We start from the raw sequence: 20,876 nt of genomic DNA, 5'->3' as shown, positions 1-20,876 counted from the left end.
GCTTGTTATTAAATTATAAAAACCTTCTTAGCCAGTTATTAGCATAGACAGTCATCAGAAGCAGTTTTTAAATAAAGGGTATATGATGAGTACGCAAAATTTACTGATTATTGGTCAAGGTGATATCGGTTTACCCGTCACCAATAAGCTCGCGCAGGACAGTCTCAACGTCACGGGGCTGGCACGTCGTGAGCGTCATCATTATGACCTACATCCTAAAGCTAAGTTTTTGCAAGCCGATGCTTTAACGCTCAGCGCTGAGCAGCTGCAAGACTTTACCGCGATAGCGATTATAGTAACCCCTGATGAGTATTCGACCAGCGGTTATCATGATAGTTATTTAGCAATCAGCCAGCATTTGGCAACATTAGCGGATAAACTAACCAATCTTGCGCGCATTATTTTTATTTCATCAACGGGTGTCTATGGGCAAGATAATGGCGCATGGATTGATGAAGATACCGCGCCTGTGACGCCAGAGCGTGAAGCCTCGCAAGTGATATTGCAAGCGGAACAAGCATTGCAAAAAGGTTTTGGTGCTAAGGCTATTATCATTCGCCCAAGTGGTATTTACGGACGTAAGCGCCTCATGCGTCTGCGTAAAGCCCGCGAGCCACAAAAAGAGCCAGTGGCAGCAGCGCACTGGAGCAATCGCATTATGGATCGCGATTTGGTCACCATTATCGCAAATGTCATGACTATAAGTATGCCAAAACCGCTTTATATTGCTACTGATTATGCACCAGTCACCACTTTTGAGCTCGGCACGTGGTTAAGTGAGCAGATAAATGAAGTGCCGCCTGTTATTGATGACAATAAAGCGAAAGTAACGGGTAAGCGCTTGCACAGCAACATTCCGTTAGCTTGGCTGGACTATCCTGATTGGCAAGCAGGCTACCGAGATATTTTGCGTCATCAAGAGCAACATCAACACAGTCAAGAATAGCAACGCCAATAACACCAATAACAAAATGACCGTTTGAGTTGATTGGTTTTATTTTTATATCTTTTAAATTTATAAGCTTAGGGAAAGTTCATGACCCAGCATTCTACTTCTGATGACCGTTTATCCAACGCTAGCGTTATAGCAGCAGAGGATCAGCTTGCAGAAGGTCATGCTGAGCAATCCGCTAATTTAGCAAATAGTCAGCAGCCAGCGATTGTACATCCTAATTTTGACCCAAAGCGTTTGCCATTGGACCCTGCACGACCATTGACTGATATTCCAGAGCCTGCACGGCGCTTAAATAGTCAGCTGCGCCGCTTATATGGTAGCTCGACCCGTTTTTATCAGCCCAATACAGACAGCTTATCGAAATGGGCATTGATGGCTTCAGAAGCATTGGCTGAGCATTTAGCACTGCTCAGTGCCGCAAAACTGGTTGAGCTGCCCGAGAGTTTTTATCACAATCATAGCGAGCAGCCGTTATTAGCTTCATTAACAGACATGACTTTGCTTGATATGGCAGATATCCAGCGCGCGCTGCAAGCGTATCCAAAACTGAGTCGTTATGGGTTTTTGGCTACTGACAATATAAATACTGACAATATAAATACTGCTAAGAATATTAAGAAGCCTTTAGCGTCAGAATCTTTGCGAGCATTGACCAAACGTTATAATCCTGATGAGCTGCTCAATAGTATCTATGCTGACGATTGGCAAGTGGTATTGCAGCCACAACAATTTGACAGCGGCGAGGGCAGTTTGGCGACTGATCTTATGGCCTGTAGCGTCGCCGTCCATGCTTTGAAGCAATGCAGTACGCGAAAAACGATTAACCACAGCTACAGCGCGGCGCAAATTTGTCAGCATCTGCGCAGCTACTTGCTCAGTCAGATTATTTTTGAGCCAGCACAGCGCCATGCGTACCGCCAAGTGCGCTTATTTACGGGGCATATTATCGTTGCCGCCTATCATTTGGGCTGGGATATACAAGTCAGTAGCGATGGTCAGTGCTACTTTAATATCTCATCACGTTGTGGGTTATTGACGCGTTACGCAAATATGCAAGATTATGATATCAATGGTTGGTCAAGTTAAACCTCGACGACTATAATGCGCTTCACAACTTTTCATTGTTTAACTTTCCATTTTCTTTTTGCCGATAGGAAGACCCTATGCTTAATGCCGCAACGCCTCATAACCAAGCTGCTAATAATGTTTCATTTTCATCGCATCAATTTATCCAATTGGCTTTAGACAATCAGGTCTTAAAATTTGGCGAGTTTGTCTTAAAGTCTGGACGTATTAGTCCATACTTTTTTAACGCAGGTTTGCTGGCGTCGGGTGAGATGTTATCGTTATTAGCGCGTGGTTATGCCGATGCCCTAGCTGAAAAAGTGGCAGAACAAATGGCAGCTAGTGATAATGGTACAAATGAGCAAGAGCTGGTTATTTTTGGTGCTGCTTATAAAGGCATTCCATTTGTGGCGGCAACGGCGCAAGCATTATGGCTGCATCATGGTATCAATGCTAAATGGGGCTATAACCGTAAAGAAGCCAAAACCCATGGCGAAGGTGGTAATTTAGTCGGTGCTGATGTCAAAGGCAAGGCGGTTTGGGTGCTTGATGATGTGATTACTGCTGGCACGGCGATGCGAGAAGTGGTTGAAATTTTAGAGCAAGCGGGCGCAAGCGTTGCCGGTATTATCGTCGCCCTCGACCGTAAAGAAAAAGGTTTGGCGGAGCGTTCTGCTATTCAAGAGCTGGCTGCAACCTTAGAAGTACCAGTGCGCGCGCTGATTGATATCGATGATTTAATCAGTTACCTAGCAGAAAGTAGCCCAAATAAAGATGCGACTCAACTTGCAAAAATGCAGCATTACCGCGCCCAGTACGGCGTATAATTTATCGCAGTCATTGCTATGTTTCAGCCATATTGGGTGAAATTTGAGTCATGTTATTGATGTCTGTTCGAACGATTAATACTATTTTAAATGATTAATACTATAACGTAAGTGAGCCTTATCATGAGCCAAGAAAAACAAAAGAAATCATTAAACATACTCGTCATCATGGATCCAATCGAGCAGGTCAATTATAAAAAAGATACCAGCCTTGCGATGATGTGGTCGGCGCAAGACCGTGGGCACAGCCTTGGTTACTGCCAGATTCATGATTTATGGTTAGATCGTGGGCAATTGATGGTCGATACCCAGCCGGTGACAGTCAAGCGTGACCCGAATGATTTTTATACCTTGGGTGAGAAATCGACAGCGCCGGTCAGCGCTTATGATGTGATTTTGATGCGTAAAGATCCGCCGTTTGATATGCGTTTTATTTATGCCACTTACATGCTTGACCATGCTAAAGCCGCAGGCGTACTGGTGGTCAACGACCCACAAGCGATACGTGATTGTAATGAAAAGCTGTTTGCTACTTGGTTTAGCGATTATATGAGCCCAACGATTGTGACCAGTAAACAGGCACATATTCGCAAATTTATTACTGAGCAGCAAGATGTTATCGTCAAGCCATTAGATGGTATGGGCGGCACCGGCATCTTCCGTTTGACCGCCGATAGCCCAAATATCGGCGTGACGCTGGAGATTTTAACCGAGCTTGAGACGCTACCGATTATGGCGCAGCGTTATTTGCCGGAAATCAAAGAAGGTGATAAGCGTGTGTTAATCGTCGATGGCGAAGTGGTCGATTATAGCTTGGCGCGTATTCCGGTGAAAGGTGAGACGCGCGGTAATCTTGCGGCAGGTGGTAGCGGTGTTGCGATGCCGCTCACCGATATCGAACGCCAAGTGGCTCAAGTCGTCGCACCGATTGTCAAAGAAAAAGGGCTGATGTTCGTCGGTTTAGACTTAATCGGTGGCCGTATCACTGAGATTAATGTCACCAGTCCAACCTGTGTGCGTGAGATTGATGATCAATGCGGTACTGATATTGCAACTGACTTTATTATCGCTATCGAGAAGAAGTTAGCAGTTTAAGTACTGCCGTTTAAATAATGACGTTTAAATAATGACGTTTAAATAACGATGTTTAAATAATATCTCTTAAATAAAACAATGTATGCAAAGCGGTAAGGATACAGTAATTTATCACTAAGCTATGTGCACAATACTTAAAAAACGATGTGCTAAGATATATTGATAAACCGTATTGCTTAATAGCGCCTTTAAACAGCGATAAAACGTCATTAAAAGCGCTGTTTTTATGATTTTTTAAGCGTATTTATAACAGCCAAGCCGCGATTACTCATGGCTTGGATTTTTATTATTTACGCTGCATAAAGTGCTGTCTATCAGGCAGCGATTTACACTATACTATGCGGGCTTTTATAGGCTCATTTTAGTTCGATAAATAATACAGTCAAAAGATAATAAGTCTTTCATATAAATAAAGAAAAGATAGGCAGGCGTTCATGAAAACACCGCATATATTAATGATGGCTGCTGGTACAGGCGGGCATGTATTTCCAGCACTTGCGGTTAGCGAAGAATTGACCAAGCGCGGTGCTGTTATTCACTGGCTTGGTACGCCAAATGGCATGGAAAATGGTTTGGTTGCACCCACTGGCTATCCTTTTCATGCGATTGATATGCAAGGATTGCGCGGCAAAGGATTGGGGCGCTTGCTTAAGCTACCCGTGACGTTATTGTCAGCGACGATGGCGGCGATTAAAGTGATTCGTGGCAATCAAATCGATGTGGTCGTTGGCTTTGGTGGTTACGTCACTGCGCCCGGCGGTATCGCGGCGCGTTTGACTAAGACGCCGCTTATTATCCATGAACAAAATGCCATTGCAGGCATGAGCAATCGTTATTTGGCCAAGATGGCGACCAAGGTATTGCAAGCGTTTGAAAATACCTTTGCCAATAGCCAGCATGATAGCAAGATTGAAACGGTGGGTAATCCCGTGCGCAATGCTATTAGCGGTGTTGCTGAACCCAGTATTCGTTACGATGTCAATGACAGCTCGCCGCTTAAATTATTGGTGGTGGGTGGTTCGCTCGGTGCGCAAGTGTTAAATGAGACGCTGCCAAAAGCATTGGCGTTGATTGACCGTCCGTTTGAGGTCCGTCATCAATGTGGACGCAATAATGAGGCCGCCACGCAAGCGGCGTATGACAGTGAAGCGTTAAGCGCCCATCAGTTTACGGTACAGCCATTTATTGATGATATGGCAGCGGCGTACAATTGGGCGGATATTGTGGTTTGTCGGGCGGGTGCTTTGACGGTAACTGAAATTCAAAACGTCGGCATTGCTGCGATATTTGTGCCGCTACCAAGCGCGGTTGATGACCATCAGACGGCAAATGCACGCACCTTGACCTCACACAAAGCGGGGATTTTGCTGCCACAAAGTGAGCTGACGCCCAAAAGTTTGAGTAGTGAGCTTGCGATGCTAGATAGGCGTGCTTGTTTAGAGATGGCAGAAAAAGGTCATGCGCTTGCCAACCGCCATGCCTGCCAACAGGTAGCCGATATTATCTGGCAGGCCTTATAAAAGCTGATTGTCTTAATCATTATTTTATTACCTATTATTTTTATTACGTATTATTAACCAAATTTGTTTGTCTACAATAAAGAGAAAACCCTATGCCAACCTCTGCTAAAGCCTTAACTAAGCGTTTAATTGAAATACCAGAAATGCGCCGTATTCAGCATCTGCATTTTGTCGGTATTGGTGGCTCGGGGATGTGCGGTATCGCTGAGGTTATGAACAATCAAGGCTATGAAGTCAGTGGTTCTGATATCGCTGAGAGCTTGGTGACTAAGCGCTTAGAGCAGATTGGTATTACTATTGCGATTGGTCATGATTCCAAAAACATCGCCAATGCCGATGTTATCGTCGTATCGTCTGCCATCGACCGTAGTAATCCTGAAGTCAAAGCGGCGCTTGAAGCGCGTCTGCCAGTGGTACGCCGTGCTGATATGCTCGGCGAATTGATGCGCTATCGCCATGGTATCGCCGTTGCTGGCGCGCATGGTAAAACCACCACCACCAGTTTGCTGACAACCATGATGGCAGAAGGGCAGCTTGATCCCACCTATGTGATTGGCGGTAAACTCAATGCTTCAGGTAAAAATGCCGCGCTCGGTAGCAGCCGTTATTTGGTTGCCGAAGCCGATGAATCTGATGCGTCATTCTTATCTTTACATCCGATGGCGGCGATTGTTACCAATATCGATCAAGACCATATGGAAACCTATGGCAATAGTTTTGACAACTTAAAAGCCGCTTATATCCAGTTTTTACAAAATATGCCGTTTTATGGCTTGGCGGTGGTCTGCGGTGACGACCCTGAATTGTACTCCATGATTGATGATATTGGTCGTCCGGTATTAACCTTTGGTCTTGAACCCTTTAACGATGTACAAGCCGTTGACTTGGTCAGCGAAGGCACAAAAACTCACTTTACCGTCTTGCGCCGCGACCATGAGCCATTGCGTCTAACCTTGAATATCCCGGGCGTACACAATGTTTATAATGCGCTGGCCGCTATTACCATGGCAACCGACGAAGGCGTAGATGACGAAGCCATTAAGCGCGCCTTACAGAAATTCGAAGGCGTTGGTCGCCGCTTTGAGCAGCATGCCTCCGTAGATATCGATGACGGCAATGTTTTGCTTATTGACGATTATGGTCATCACCCAAGAGAAGTCGACGCGACCATTAAAGCGGCCCGTCAAAGCTTCCCTGAGCGCCGCTTAGTGATGATGTTCCAGCCACATCGTTATAGCCGCACCCGTGATTGTTTCGATGATTTTGTCGAAGTACTTTCAAGCGTCGATGAGTTATTGTTATTGGACGTTTATCCTGCTGGTGAAAGCCCGATTGCTGGTGCCGATACCAAAGCCTTGGCACGCAGTATCCGTTTGCGCGGAGCCGTTGAACCGACGATTATCGATAAGGATAATTTGGCACCAGTCATGCAGCGTTTGCTTCAAGCGCATGACATGTTGATTACCCAAGGTGCGGGTAATGTTGGACAAATAGCGATCGAATTGGCCGCCAATAATTTATATATCAAATAAGCCGCAAACGAATTTTAGGAACGAGACTCATGACTACTCATAACCAAGAAAACAATAACCAAGAAAATGAAAAAAACATGGATAAAAGTAGCGATAATAAAAATATCGATACTAATATCAATGTTGGGGCGAACACCGCTATTACCAATCCAGAGGCAGCCCTAGCAGCTGCTGCCCAAGCTGAGAGTAACAGTGTGGAAAATAACCAATCAAGCCAAGATACATTCTTAAATGTCGCTCCTAGTAAAGTAAAAGATGCGAGTGAATTTGGGAAAGTGGCTGTGGTATATGGCGGCAGTAGCAATGAGCGCAGTGTCTCTTTAGATAGTGGCGCGGCCGTTTTACAAGCGCTGCAAAACCAAGGCGTTGATGCCACGCATTTTGACCCTAAACACCAAGATATTACTGAGCTTCGTCAATATGACCGCGTGTTTAACGTTTTGCATGGTCGCGGCGGCGAAGATGGTCTGCTACAAGGCGTGCTGCAATGGTTTAATATTCCGCAGACCGGTTCTGGTATTTTGGCATCAGCACTGGGTATGGACAAAGTACGTACCAAGCAGCTGTGGCAAGGTTGTGGTTTATCGACCGCACCGTTTTCATTACTAACTGCTGATACCGACTGGCAGCAAGTGGTTAATATGCTAGGACTGCCGCTGATTATCAAGCCAGTCCATGAAGGCTCAAGCATTGGTATGACCAAGGTTAATAATCTTGATGAGCTTCCTGCTGCGTATGCAACCGCCGTACAGTGCGGTGATGCAGTGATGGCTGAGCGTTGGATTACCGGTCGCGAATTTACCATTGTTATTATCGATGATGAGGCCTATCCGGTTATTCGCCTTGAGCCTGCCGATATTACCAACTTCTATGATTTTGAAGCCAAATACAATCGTAACGATACCAGCTACTACATTCCCTGCGGTCTAAGCGCTGCGGATGAAAAGCATTTGCAAGATTTGAGCTTAGCGGCATTCCGTGCGGTTGATGCGAAAGGTTGGGGACGTATCGATGCGATGCAAGACGAAGCGGGCAACTTTTGGCTGCTTGAGATTAATACCGTACCGGGCATGACCAGTCATAGTTTGGTGCCAATGGCGGCCAAAGCTCGCGGCATGGATTTTGAGAGCTTGTGTTGGCATATTTTGGCGCAAACTGTATAAGTATCGATTAACGATTTTGCCGCTAATAGCTGTACGACTGATAAATGCACGACTGATAAATAGAAGAGGTTTGCTTAATAAACGTTCAATTGGCTATTAAATAACTGATTGGACGTCTTATATATAGGTATGCAAATATTTAGCATAAAGCTGCTAATTATGTCTCGGCTAAAACCAGCTTTACAAACTACTTAATGATGGTAATTAGCCTGTTTAAATATCGTCAAATGTATCGCTAGAGCTGCTATAGCACAGCTTCATGTAAACTTGTGTAAATTCGTTGTTAGTAGTAGGGGTTAGGCTATTGTTTAAACGTAAAATACGTTAATATTGTAAATATTGGTCTATATTCGTGATATTTATGGTTATTTGCGCCACTATCTCTTAAGTCATTCATTAAATGAGAAAAATGTTACGTTTTAATGACAATAAGCGCACGTTATAAACCGTTTTAGACAAATAAATTGATAATATGTTAGTTTTATAGATTCCTGCGAATGTTTAGCAGATTTACTTTTAATAGAAGCACTATTGGCGTTATGCAAATAGCTTTAAGCAAAAATAGGGACGAAGTTTATTATGACTCAAACTGTCAATGACGTCGCTGACTTGATGAGTGATAAGACCCGTCGCCCGACATCTAGTTTTCAAGTACCGACTTCGGTCAGATATTTCTTTACGGTACTGGTGTTGGGCTTGCTTGTGCTGATATTAATCATGGGTGGTAAGGCATTACGCGACGCACCGCCTGCTGCTATTCATGTCGATAATCGAGATTTGACATTTGCGCAATATCAAGCGTTACAGCATGTCATGAGCCAACAGAGTGTGAGCAGTTTTTTCACCTCGGACTTGCAGGCACTAAGAGATATTACCACCAGTTTGGCTTGGGTTGACCAAGTGAGTGTGAGCCGTGATTGGCAGCGTGGTATCGTCGTTAAAGCCTTACCAAAACAGCCGGTGGCAAATTTCGGTACTGAGCGTTTGGTTGATGCAAAAGGGGCGGTTTTTGTTCCTGCTGACAGTCGAGATTTAACGCAAGAGCGTTTTGCGACGTTGCAAGGTGATATGGCGCAAGCGCCCGTTATTATGCAACAAATGCAGCAAGTCAATGATTGGTATGCGCCGCTTGGTATGCAAGTTGAAGATATCATTTTGTCACCAAGAATGACGTGGCTGATTCGCTTTGATAATGGTCAACGTGTCATCGTTGATAATGAAAATACCGCGCAAAAACTGTTGAATTTAAGTCAGCTGCTCGGCAATCAGTTAAGCAATCGCCGCGATGAAATACAGTCTGTCGATCTTCGTTACAAAAATGGATTTACTATCGCATGGAATCTGGCGCCGCCAAAAACTACTGAAACACCACCGTAAATGAATAAAATATTAACAAAGCAGTCAAAACCTTATATTTGTCTGCTTTCTTAATATAAAGAGTTAACATACAATATCACCGCGTGCTGCTAGCGCTTTTTAATGATTTAATGGAGACGTCATCTGGTCTCCTGTTTAGCGATAATTTGTCTGGTACCATGAAAAATACTGAAAATCTGGTTGTTGTCCATCTAAGTGCCACGGCAGTATATGTCGTCATTGGCAGTGTTGTCTCTGCAAAAGACATTCGTATTATGGGTGTGGGGCAAGTTAAAAATAGCGACTTTTATCAAGGTCAGATAAAGCATCGTGAACGTTTGCAGGGCGCTATCAAACAAGCCATTCAAGAAGCCGAAGATACCGCCAATTGCCGTGTACATAGTGTCTGGTTGACCATGGCGACGCCTGAGCTATTAAGTAAGAATAGTGCAGGCGATGTCAGAGTCGAAGACGAAGTCGTCCGTGCCAAAGATATGGTACAAGCGCTGTCAAATGCCAAATCGCAAGACTTGTCGCCTGATTATTATTTGATGCATTGCTGCCAGCAAGGTATCTATATCGACAACCAAGAGTTTATGGTTGATGATGCTATTGATATGGTCGCGCACAATATCACTGTGATGTATCACATGATGATGATGCCAGTATCTAGCCGTCAGAATATCCAAAAATTATTACAAAGCTGTGACGTCGGTATTGACCATATCGTTTTTGATGCGGTTACCAGCGCCGAATACAGTTTGATGAGTGATGAGCGTCAGCAAGGGGTTTGCTTAGTCGATATCGGTGCGAGTACAACCAGTATTTGCGTCTATAAAGAGAATAAGCTGATTTTCACCCACTGTATCGCTACCGGCAGTCATGAAGTAACGATGGATATCTCAGCCGATGTTGGTATCTCTATGATAGAGGCGGAAAGGCTGAAAAAAACGTATGGTACCGTTGATATCAATAGCGTTGATCCTAGCTCATTCTTTCTCTTTAAGCCGCAAGGGTCGGGCGATGAAATTAATATTGGTACGTATAATTTAGCGCGTATTATTGAAGCGCGATATGTGCAGATTTTTACTGAAGTGGTTCGCCAATTACATGATGCGGATTTGCTAGGCTATATTGATAAAGGTATTGTACTCACAGGCGGTGGCAGCGCTATTAAAGGCATGATACCTTTTGCCAAAAAGCTGCTGAAAATGCCTGTCGTATTGACCAATACCCATCCTGCTATTAGTGCTTATAATCATTTTGATAATGATGAATCGTTTAAGCAGCTGAATATGCAGGTCAATGATCGCGCTTATCAAACCGCGTTTGGTACATTACTATATAGTCAAAGCGAGCAGTTTCGCCGTAGTGAAAAAAGTGAACCGGAAGCGATTCAAAAGAATCGTGTCACGGGTGTTTTTCAAAGTGCAGGGCAGCGTTTTGCCAGTGTACTCAAAAAGATATTATAATCTGCTGTAAACTTACTCAGATGAAGCAGTTAAGAGCCTGCCGCAGTATTATAGGTAAGCATATTTAAAGCAACACCCTGTAGAATAACTGCATATATAGGCTAAGCACAACTATTTAAGCCTTTGCCCTGTTTTATTTAAATACATTTATATATAGTAAGTCGATAGCGCGCCATATGAGTGTGTTACCACGTATCGACCATCACGCTATCTGCAACTGGAGAAACCTTTTTATGTCAAAATACACCATGCCAGATGATAATCAGCTTCAAAACAACGGCCAGGCAAGCTTCACTGTATTCGGTGTGGGCGGCGGCGGCGGTAATGCGGTTGAGCATATGGTACAACAAGGGATTAGAGGTGTAACGTTTGTCTGTGCCAATACGGATAAACAAGCGCTCGATCGTCTGACAGCGCCGCATAAATTGCAGCTTGGCGCTAAGACCAACCGTGGTCTTGGCGCAGGGGCAAACCCAGAAGTGGGCCGTGAAGCCGCAGAAAGCGAAGAAGAAGCCATCCGTGCTTTACTTGAACACTCAGACATGGTCTTTATAACCGCGGGTATGGGTGGTGGTACAGGTACGGGCGCCGCTCCAGTGGTTGCGCGTATTGCTAAAGAGATGGAAGTGTTGACGGTCGCAGTTGTGACCACACCATTTAAGTTTGAAGGTGGTAAACGTATCAAGGCTGCTAAGGCTGGTATCGAGCAGTTGACCAATTTCGTTGACTCTATCATTACCATTCCAAACGACAAACTTATGAGTGTGTATGGCAACATCTCTATGCAAGATGCCTTCAAAAAAGCCGATGACGTCCTGTTGCATGCGGTACAGGGTATTGCAGAAACCATCGCCAGCGAAGGTATGATTAATATTGATTTTAACGATATCCGCACCGCGATGACAGCTAAAGGTCATGCGATGATGGGTATCGGTCGCGCCAGCGGCGATGATCGTGCGCGTCAAGCGACCGAGAAAGCCATCAGATCGCCATTGCTTGATGATTTGCGTTTAGAGAATGCCAAAGGCTTACTCGTTAACGTTATCTCTTCTGAATCTTTATCATTGGATGAGATGAGCAAAATCAGTGTCATCGTTGAAGAAATTACTGATATAGATGATGCGCATATTTTCTATGGTTCAGTGATTGATGAAAAAATGGGTGATGATTTACATGTAACAGTCATCGCAACCGGTCTGACCTTAGATGAAAATGCTGGTCAAGAGCCTGAAGTGGTAGAGCAGCCTGTGCCATCGGTAAACAGCACCCAGCCTGTTGATCCAAACTTGCATACCAGCGCGCTCAACAGTCAAAAACAGTCGCAAGCTCAGTATCAAGAAAGCCCGATACGCGCAAATGTGACTCAAGAGCAGCCTAAAACCAAAACCAACAGTATTCAAGATTATCTTAAGCGCCAACAGAACAAATAGTGCTTAGAATAAGTAGGCATTAAAATGAATGCTTGTTGTAGATAGTATGAATAAAGAAGAGCCAGTATTTCGATACTGGCTTTTTTGTGCCTGTCTGTTTTTAAGCTTTGTTTATTTATAGGTAAGATATTTATAAGTTTTGTCTATTTATAAGCGGGCGATTTATACAACCTTTATAAATAAAGTGACGCTCTATCCAATTGCGGCTTATAAATAGCTATAAACCGTTATTTATCGCTGATTGACAGTTTATTGTCTGCTAAAAGTCATTGTTAAAATAATGACGATAAGTGTTATCAATCAAAGACATAAGCAAATTAACGCTTTTTAGCGCTAGCGAAATAGGGTCGGGTAATGCTACACTATGTCAATTGTAACAAAATATGTGAGAAGACAGCCATGAACCAACGAACCATAAAAACAGCGATAGCCGTTACAGGTACTGGTCTTCATAGTGGTCAACCTGTTGACTTAGAGTTTCATCCACAGCCTATCAATACCGGTATCGTATTTGAACGTTCTGATATTGTCGGTAGCAATCCTATTCCTGCCAGTGCCTTTTTGGTACAAGATACCATGATGTCATCGAATCTCGTATTTGGTGGCACCCGTGTGGGCACCGTTGAGCATTTGCTCAGTGCGGTCGCAGGACTTGGCGTTGACAACCTATTAATCCGCGTATCGGCGTCAGAGATACCGATTATGGATGGTAGTGCTGCCCCATTTGTGGGACTGCTGCTACAAGCAGGGTTTTGTGAACAAGAAGCGGCAAAGCGCTTTATTAAGATTGTGCGCCCAGTACGCGTTAAAGTTGACGATAAATGGGCAGAGCTACGTCCTTATGAAGGCTTTGAGCTCAATTTTGAGATTGATTTTGACCATCCGGCCATTGATAAAGATTTTCAGCATGCACAATTGCAGTTTTCAACGCAAAACTTCATTGAGCAATTGAGCTCAGCGCGTACTTTTGGTTTCTTACGTGATATCGAAACCTTACGTCAGAATAACTTGGCGTTAGGCGGCAGTATGGACAATGCCATTGTCATTGATGATGCCAGTATCCTTAATGAAGAAGGCTTACGCTTTAATGATGAATTTGTACGTCATAAAATTTTAGATGCGCTAGGCGATTTATATCTGATTGGCTATCCGATTTTAGGTCGTTTTAATGCGTATAAGTCTGGTCATGCACTAAATAATATGTTGGTACGTGAGATATTATCAGATCCTGATAACTTTGAAATTGTAACTTTTGATGACAATGTAACCTGTCCTATCGAATATTTACCATTAAATGGTTTAACAGTTGAAGGATGAATACAGGAATATACACGAAGTATCGAAACATTTACGCAATATTACATAAGATGGTTATAAGTAGCGCTAAATAATATTCGTTTAAATAGATATTTTCTTTCTCATTTTACCAATAACCTGCTTCAGAGTAGGTAAAATAAAAGATGTGAGAAATAATAAAATCATCTGTCAGTGAGGTTCACATTGTGAATGGCACTGACAGATGATTTTTTTTGTTGACGAAATTACAAAAACGCAGCTTTATCAGCGTCAATTACGGGTTTAATTTACATAAGTTTACAGAGTAAAGTGGGGATTTTTACGGATTAATCAGGCGCAAAAGTGCCTTTTTGAGATTTTCATCAGTGGTGACATGCTCTGCAGCCTGTGATATAGTCCGCTTTGTGTTTTGGCTAAGAGCCTGATTTTCATGGGCTTTACGAGGCTTTGATAAGGGTGCCGACAAGGCTTGTGATGGTTTAGGATAATCATTATGAGCAGAATTTTTGGCTACTACAACGCGGATTTGCTTGAGTTGTTTAAATGTAATTGACTGCTCTGTTAACACCTGCAAATAAGCGCTCTGTAAATAGCGAATATGATTGGCGGCAGTCATCGAGCCCACACTGAGTATGAGTTGCTCAGAGGTTAAGCCCACGACCCAGCAGTTATCGAGGATTTCCTCAGGTAGACAATCTACCAAAAGCTCTTTTACCTCGGTCGTAGCTTGCAGATATAAACGCATATTATCAGCCAATGTTTGAGGTAGCGCACTACCAGCAAAGGCTTGATGATCGATAAGTTTAGCAAGTCGGTTAGGTTGTTTTTTTGACATCGTGAACACTCATCTAATAGGTGACAAAATCGATATTCATCATAAACAGCGAGCTTTTGTACTAAGGATTTTATCATGTTTATTTCATGGTCATCTTCCCTAAATTAATTCATGCTTTGTCACGGATGACGAGCAATCCTGTATTCACAATAGGTAGTAAATTTATGAAACAAGCTTTATTAATTTTGTCAGTATTGGGAATGGGTATAGCACAGACGAGTGGTGCTGTCGAAACAACCTTTCAACCAAATAATACCTTGAGTCATACCATCACCAATATCTCTACTTCTGCGAACTACGGTTCAAGTCGCAATATCTATAGCACTAAAAGTGGTGCTTATGTCTCAAGCAATGATGAAATCAGTCAAGCAATTGACAATCTTAGTGCCCATGCTAAGCAAAAAGAATATCAGCTTGCCTCGCTAACCAGCCGCTTGTCTTACGAGCAGCGCCAGCAGCAAGCAAGCTCAGTGCCAGATCGTTATTCTGCACCTGCGATTGCCGCCGCCAATGCTTCACGTGTGGCGCTATCTAGCAGTAGTGGTTACTGTGCTCGTTATGTGCGTAAAGCCCTACAATCAGCGGGTTATGAATTTACGCCTAACCCTTCAGCGTATCAGTATGCCTCTCGTGGCACATTGGCCCAAGCTGGCTTTACCAAAATCAGTAACAATACGCAGCCACAAGTAGGCGACGTCGTGGTCTATGATCGCACCTCAAGACGCCCGCATGGCCATATTCAAATATTTGATGGTAATGATTGGGTTTCTGACTTCCGTCAAAACAGCATTAGCCCATACAGCGGTCATCATAACTACACGACATGGCGTGATTCAAAATACGTCGATGATGCATCAGATCGCGGTATCTACCTTGCAATGGCTGACAAATAAGCAGCAGCTAGATGTAACGTAATTCAAAAGTTTTCTCCGAACCCAGTAATGCTCTTTATGACATTACTGGTTTTTTTTGCTTGGCATAAAGAGGTTATTTGATTAAAGAAGCTATGTAGTTGGAGAAGGTGCTTAATTTAAGCAGCTATCTAGCCAGTGCTGCCTGCTTATCAAATACTGACCAATATTGCAGATTGTGAAAATCGGGCGGGGAGGCGTGTTTGGGTGCAAAATATACCGCCGTTGTACCAAGCCTTGTACCAAACGTCGTAGCAAAGCTTAAAATCACACAGGGATGAATGTATTCAATGGCAGTATCGTCGATAAAAGCCTTTGCGTTAGATAGTTGGCTTAAGGGCACAGTAAAGCTGCGTTGATAAAGATAAGAGTTAGCGGTGCTGGTATTAGGTGTTAATGAATCGATAGCAGGTTCGATTTGCGCTGATAAGGAGTTTTGCGCTGCGTTGGCAGTGCCATTATTCGCAATGCCATTACTCGCAGTGTCATTACTTGCAGGGCAATGGCTGGCTGTCCAGTTAATAAACGCCCGTGTTTGTCCATCAGGTTGTAAAAGCGGCGTTGGCGGCAGTGTCGCAGGATGACGATAGCTTGCAAACTCGTAAAGCGCATAACGACCGTCAGGGCTGGCATTAACTTCAATATAAGCGCTAGTTTTATTAGCATCCGCTCCATCAATGCCAATCTCATTAACATCATTTATCGAAACGCTATTATTTATTAATCTGTCTGTTATTAAGCCGCCTGCTAAAAAGCACTCAAGGCAAGTTTGCTCCCATAAATAATCTGCAAATCCTACCTGCGTCGGTTGCCATGTTGGCCAGTCTAATTGCGCCGCTAACGATTTAAGTGGCAGCGTTATGTGATAATCAAGCTGTAACTGCCACTCTGGCTGCTGAGCGCTTCGGGTTATCTGTGCGGTTTGGGCTATCTGATTTGTTTGAGCTAAGGTTACGATGACTTCTACCTGAATGCTTTGTAAGTCTTCTATCGTCACGCCAAGAGTTTGGGCATCAGCGGCAAGGGTGTCGGTTGCGAGGCATAGATAAAAAGTTTGGCTCATAAGTTAATAATATCCGCAGTTTAATAGTATTAAGGATATCTTATAGGCGGTTCGCTATAAAATGAATACCAGTAGCGCGTTATCATACTTGTACTGATTTTATTTAGGACTGACTATAAATAGAAAACAGGAAATGGCGTATAGATAACATAAAAGCCGCTAGCAAAATGCTGAGCGGCTTTTATTAGATAGGATAGAACATAAACTAAGCTGAAAATAACAACTTACTGCGCGTGACGAGCAAGGTTTGATAGCTTAGGATTGGCATGTGGGTTTTTACGTAATAACAGCGCCATACGACCAATTGAATGAACCAAAGAGGCATTAGCTGCCGCTGCAAGCTGAGCGCCGATGACATCGCGTTCTTCTTTGGTGCCAGCTGGCAGTTTTACTTTGATAAGTTCATGATCCGTTAAAGCGCGATCAATCTCTTCCGTGATGCTTGGGGTAATACCTTTGTTGCCAATCATAACGATAGGTTTTAGGTCATGACCAATGCCTTTTAGGCGTTTGATGGTAGCGTTATCGAGTTGCATATAATTCCTAGATGTTGGTAAAAATAAAAGATGGTGCTATTGAGAGCAGATAATGACCATTATAGATAATCTGTGGTCATCTTGCATGAGATCAGCAGGATTTTGCACGATTTTACGTGATGAAAATGTTAAACTGAAAGTATGAGTACATTATAAACGCTACGGTCTTATAAAGCAGTGTTTTCACCAAGAGAATTTAACCGTAAAAGGTTACAAGGTGCATGAGAGGTTCAATAGCTAATTTAGCTAGGTAACTTAAACGCCTAGTAATAGCCATGTTATAGATAATTGTTTTATCAATAGACAGATATTGAATCGTCATAGATAACCACGTTATAAGCCGCTAGCCGTGTTTTGCAAAGTAATAGGAGCAGTCATTTTGGTCACGCGTATTGAAAATAAAAAGTTGTCAAAAAGCAGCAGTGCTTGGATGCAGGAGCACATTGACGATCCTTATGTGAAAAAAGCCCAAATAGATGGCTACCGTGCCCGTGCTGCTTATAAATTGCTTGAGATTAATGATAAGACCAATCTAATTAAGAAAGGCATGACCGTCGTCGACTTAGGCAGTGCACCGGGTAGTTGGTCGCAAGTTGCCGGTCAACTGGTTGGTGAGAAAGGCGTGTTGATAGCCTCTGATATTTTGCCCATGGATACCTTGCCCGATGTCACCTTTATTCAGGGCGACTTTCGCGAGGCAGAGGTGTTTGACCGTATCATGGCAGAAGTGGGCGATAAACAGGTTGATGTGGTGTTGTCCGATATGGCACCCAATACCGCTGGCAATAGCGCCATCGATCAGCCGCGTATGATGTATTTATGCGAGCTGGCAGTCGATTTCGCGCTTGCAACCTTACCAGAAGGTGGCGCGCTTATTATGAAAGTGTTTCAAGGCGAGGGTACACAGGAATTACGCAAGCAGATGCAGGCGGATTTTAGTAAAATTCGTAGTATCAAGCCGGGTGCTTCACGACCACGCTCAAAAGAGATGTTTTGGATTGCCATTAAGTAGTAGGTATGCAAACCTTTCTATAAAATGGTTTTAAGGTCAATCAGTTGCGCAAATTTCCCAGATGATGGGGTTTCATCATCAAGAGTATTGCTGATTAACATAAAACCGCTACAATCGTTAACTGAATAAATAAGAATGCTGCTTGAATTATTCAGGTTAGCACCACATATCATGGTATATTAACTTTGTTTTGAATCTATATCGTTTTAAATATATACCTATATATTAAGGCTGTGTTTTAAACAGAGTTGTTTTAAGCAAAGTCGTTTAATAGTAAGCGCTTTATTGGCTCAGTTATTTATGTTCGTTTGTCTATTTATTTTGTTTGGGGTTTTAAGTTACTTAAATCCAAGCTTGAACGATAATTTACAAATGGGCATTGAATAATGAAGCATACGTTTGCATATAGACGTCACGTGTTTAACAAACACACCAATAAGTAAGGGATGGGAATAACTAGTGAGCGACATGGTAAAAAATACCTTATTGTGGCTGGTGGTAATCGGCGTTTTAGTGCTGGTGTTTAGCGGCTTTGATCAATCTTCTGAGCCGGATAGCCTTAACTACTCTGAGTTTGTGACCGCTGTGTCAGAAAACCAAGTAGCCAGTGTTGAAATCGATGGCGAGCAAATCACCGGCGAAAAGAAAAATGGCTCATCATTTGAGACCATTCGACCAGCCGTGGCTGATGAACAGCTAATGCCGCTATTGCGTGAAAACCAAGTTGAGGTGCAAGGTACCGCGCCTAAACGTCAAAGTGTCTTGATGCAACTATTGATAGCCAGTTTCCCAATTTTATTAATTATTGGTCTGTTCCTATTCTTTATGCGTAATATGCAGGGCGGCGCTGGCGGTAAAGGCGGTGGTCCGATGAGCTTTGGTAAATCAAAAGCCAAAATGCTGACCGAAGACCAAATCAAGGTTAACTTTGATGACGTTGCTGGCTGTGAAGAAGCCAAAGAAGAGGTCGTTGAAGTCGTAGAGTTCCTGCGAGACCCTGATAAATTTACCAAATTGGGTGCGACAATTCCACGCGGTATCTTGATGGTAGGTCCTCCGGGTACGGGTAAGACGCTGTTAGCGAGAGCCATCGCTGGTGAAGCTAAAGTACCGTTCTTCTCAATTTCAGGTTCTGACTTTGTTGAGATGTTCGTCGGTGTTGGTGCATCGCGTGTGCGTGATATGTTTGAACAAGCGAAGAAGAGCGCGCCTTGTATCATCTTTATCGATGAGATTGATGCGGTCGGTCGTCATCGTGGCTCAGGTATGGGCGGCGGTAACGATGAGCGCGAGCAGACATTGAACCAATTATTGGTTGAGATGGATGGTTTTGAAGGCAATGAAGGCGTTATCGTCATTGCGGCGACCAACCGTGCAGACGTACTGGATAAAGCATTATTGCGTCCGGGTCGTTTTGACCGTCAGGTGCAAGTAGGTCTGCCAGATATCAAGGGTCGCGAACAAATCCTGAAAGTGCATTTACGTAAATTACCAAATACTATCGGTGTTGATGCGCATGCATTGGCGCGTGGTACTCCTGGATTTAGTGGTGCGCAGTTAGCCAACCTTGTGAATGAGGCGGCCTTATTTGCCGCGCGTCGTAACAAGCGCAGCGTCGATATGAATGACTTTGAAGATGCAAAAGACAAGCTATATATGGGTCCTGAGCGTAAATCAATGGTTATCCGTGAAGAGGAGCGCCGTGCGACTGCTTATCATGAGGCGGGTCATGCCTTAGTTGCTGAGTTGCTACCGGGTACCGACCCTGTGCATAAAGTAACGATTATGCCGCGTGGTTTTGCCCTTGGGGTGACGTGGCAGCTGCCTGAGCACGACCAAACCAGTATGTATAAATCAAAAATGCTCAGTGATATTGCGATTTTATTTGGTGGTCGTATCGCAGAAGAAGTATTTATCAATCAGATGTCGACGGGTGCTTCAAACGACTTTGAACGTGCTACCAAGATGGCACGAGCGATGGTTACCAAATACGGTATGTCAGATGCGCTAGGTATCATGGTCTATGAAGATGATGATAACTCACAAGGTTACTTCGGTGGCGGTGGCCGGACGATTTCAGAAGCGACGCAACAAAAGGTCGATGAAGAAGTACGCCGTATGCTTGAAGAGCAGTATGACATCGCACGCGAATTGATTGAAGGCAATCAAGAAAAAATTCATGCGATGGTAGATGCTTTGATGAAATGGGAAACCATTGACCGCGATCAATTGCAGGATATTCTAGCTGGCGAAGAACCTCGTCCGCCAAGAGTCTATCAGCATAATGAAGTAAACTTATCAAAAAATGATGTGAAAACCACGACTTCAACACCGCCGCCATTACCAGCGATGTAGTTTCTGGTTTATTAATGTAGTTTTTTAAGATTGCATCTATTTTTGATAGAAAAAGCCCTTTTTAATAAAGGGCTTTTTTGTTGCTACAATTTCATGAAGGCTTTAGGAGAGCATCAGATTTGCTGCTATCATAGGCATTATAGCTTGGTAGATTATCACGACAGCTAAAACGATTTTACGAACTGAATTTATAATGGATACCTTATGTCATTATTCCAACCTTTACCTAATTATACGGTGATAAGTCGCGATAAAGTATTAGATTTATCGCACCCGCATATCATGGGTATTTTAAATGTCACCCCAGATTCTTTTTCTGACGGTGGGCAGTTTAATGCTATCGATAGCGCCCTTGCTCATGCTAAAGAGATGATTGCCGCGGGTGCAAGCATTATCGATATCGGCGGTGAATCTACCCGTCCAAATGCGCAAGCTGTAGCGTCTAGCGATGAG

Annotated in this window: 18 protein-coding genes; 15 read left to right on the top strand and 3 right to left on the bottom strand. The window is 43.5% G+C overall.

Translation table 11 applies throughout. The features are described from left to right. Positions 1 to 85: 85 nt before the first annotated feature. From JMX94_RS07820 to lpxC, 11 genes are all read left to right on the top strand, one after another. Entirely contained in the window at positions 86 to 946 is an 861-nt protein-coding gene (locus JMX94_RS07820) for an SDR family oxidoreductase (protein WP_201564823.1), read from the top strand. 90 nt (positions 947 to 1,036) lie between these two features. Continuing rightward, on the top strand, positions 1,037 to 2,041 hold the full coding sequence (locus JMX94_RS07815; RefSeq protein WP_201564822.1) for a hypothetical protein: 1,005 nt from the start codon (positions 1,037 to 1,039) through the stop codon (positions 2,039 to 2,041). 77 nt (positions 2,042 to 2,118) lie between these two features. Continuing rightward, complete coding sequence (gene pyrE, locus JMX94_RS07810; protein ID WP_201564821.1) at positions 2,119 to 2,847, top strand: orotate phosphoribosyltransferase; 729 nt, start codon at positions 2,119 to 2,121, stop codon at positions 2,845 to 2,847. A 123-nt stretch (positions 2,848 to 2,970) separates the two neighbouring features. Further along, the gene (gene gshB / locus JMX94_RS07805) at positions 2,971 to 3,942 is read left to right on the top strand and encodes a glutathione synthase (protein WP_201564820.1); all 972 of its coding nucleotides are present in this window, start codon (positions 2,971 to 2,973) and stop codon (positions 3,940 to 3,942) included. Between the two features lie 434 nt (positions 3,943 to 4,376). Continuing rightward, positions 4,377 to 5,462 carry an undecaprenyldiphospho-muramoylpentapeptide beta-N-acetylglucosaminyltransferase gene (gene murG / locus JMX94_RS07800; RefSeq protein ID WP_201564819.1) on the top strand — a complete coding sequence of 362 codons (1,086 nt, stop codon included), beginning with the start codon at positions 4,377 to 4,379 and terminating at the stop codon, positions 5,460 to 5,462. Between the two features lie 92 nt (positions 5,463 to 5,554). Then, the gene (gene murC, locus JMX94_RS07795; protein ID WP_201564818.1) at positions 5,555 to 6,994 is read left to right on the top strand and encodes a UDP-N-acetylmuramate--L-alanine ligase; all 1,440 of its coding nucleotides are present in this window, start codon (positions 5,555 to 5,557) and stop codon (positions 6,992 to 6,994) included. Between the two features lie 29 nt (positions 6,995 to 7,023). Next, on the top strand, positions 7,024 to 8,157 hold the full coding sequence (locus JMX94_RS07790) for a D-alanine--D-alanine ligase (protein ID WP_227673560.1): 1,134 nt from the start codon (positions 7,024 to 7,026) through the stop codon (positions 8,155 to 8,157). Positions 8,158 to 8,736: 579 nt separating this feature from the next. Continuing rightward, positions 8,737 to 9,534, top strand: coding sequence for a cell division protein FtsQ/DivIB (locus tag JMX94_RS07785; RefSeq protein ID WP_201564817.1), 798 nt, complete (start codon positions 8,737 to 8,739; stop codon positions 9,532 to 9,534). Between the two features lie 110 nt (positions 9,535 to 9,644). Further along, entirely contained in the window at positions 9,645 to 10,985 is a 1,341-nt protein-coding gene (ftsA, locus tag JMX94_RS07780; RefSeq protein WP_183620381.1) for a cell division protein FtsA, read from the top strand. A gap of 233 nt (positions 10,986 to 11,218) precedes the next feature. Continuing rightward, positions 11,219 to 12,415 carry a cell division protein FtsZ gene (gene ftsZ / locus JMX94_RS07775; RefSeq protein WP_183620383.1) on the top strand — a complete coding sequence of 399 codons (1,197 nt, stop codon included), beginning with the start codon at positions 11,219 to 11,221 and terminating at the stop codon, positions 12,413 to 12,415. Between the two features lie 399 nt (positions 12,416 to 12,814). Further along, entirely contained in the window at positions 12,815 to 13,732 is a 918-nt protein-coding gene (gene lpxC / locus JMX94_RS07770; RefSeq protein WP_201564816.1) for a UDP-3-O-acyl-N-acetylglucosamine deacetylase, read from the top strand. A 298-nt stretch (positions 13,733 to 14,030) separates the two neighbouring features. Here the strand turns inward: lpxC and JMX94_RS07765 are convergent, their stop codons facing one another. Continuing rightward, on the bottom strand, positions 14,031 to 14,546 hold the full coding sequence (locus tag JMX94_RS07765; protein ID WP_201564815.1) for a hypothetical protein: 516 nt from the start codon (positions 14,544 to 14,546) through the stop codon (positions 14,031 to 14,033). Between the two features lie 164 nt (positions 14,547 to 14,710). Between JMX94_RS07765 and JMX94_RS07760 the strand changes: the two genes are divergently transcribed. Next, positions 14,711 to 15,439 carry a CHAP domain-containing protein gene (locus JMX94_RS07760; protein WP_191691009.1) on the top strand — a complete coding sequence of 243 codons (729 nt, stop codon included), beginning with the start codon at positions 14,711 to 14,713 and terminating at the stop codon, positions 15,437 to 15,439. Between the two features lie 145 nt (positions 15,440 to 15,584). On the opposite strand, the gene JMX94_RS07755 is transcribed toward JMX94_RS07760, so the two are convergent. After that, complete coding sequence (locus JMX94_RS07755; protein WP_201564814.1) at positions 15,585 to 16,520, bottom strand: hypothetical protein; 936 nt, start codon at positions 16,518 to 16,520, stop codon at positions 15,585 to 15,587. 224 nt (positions 16,521 to 16,744) lie between these two features. Further along, on the bottom strand, positions 16,745 to 17,056 hold the full coding sequence (locus JMX94_RS07750) for a YhbY family RNA-binding protein (protein WP_183620392.1): 312 nt from the start codon (positions 17,054 to 17,056) through the stop codon (positions 16,745 to 16,747). Between the two features lie 379 nt (positions 17,057 to 17,435). On the opposite strand from JMX94_RS07750, the gene JMX94_RS07745 reads away from it, so the two are divergent. The 3 genes from JMX94_RS07745 to JMX94_RS07735 form a co-directional block, all read left to right on the top strand. Then, a complete protein-coding gene (locus tag JMX94_RS07745) occupies positions 17,436 to 18,068 on the top strand; it encodes an RlmE family RNA methyltransferase (protein ID WP_201564813.1) in 633 nt (210 codons plus the stop codon). Between the two features lie 459 nt (positions 18,069 to 18,527). After that, positions 18,528 to 20,423: an ATP-dependent zinc metalloprotease FtsH gene (gene ftsH, locus JMX94_RS07740; protein ID WP_271133550.1), complete on the top strand. Its 1,896-nt coding sequence runs from the start codon at positions 18,528 to 18,530 to the stop codon at positions 20,421 to 20,423. A 204-nt stretch (positions 20,424 to 20,627) separates the two neighbouring features. Then, positions 20,628 to 20,876 (top strand): dihydropteroate synthase (locus JMX94_RS07735; RefSeq protein ID WP_201564812.1); only part of this gene is annotated, 249 nt, incomplete at its 3' end.

Origin of the sequence: Psychrobacter sp. CMS30 (genome assembly GCF_904846565.1) — a bacterium.
GTDB classification, from domain to species: domain Bacteria; phylum Pseudomonadota; class Gammaproteobacteria; order Pseudomonadales; family Moraxellaceae; genus Psychrobacter; species Psychrobacter maritimus.
Note: the sequence above shows the minus strand (reverse complement) of the source record. Positions and strands in the feature narration are given on the sequence as shown.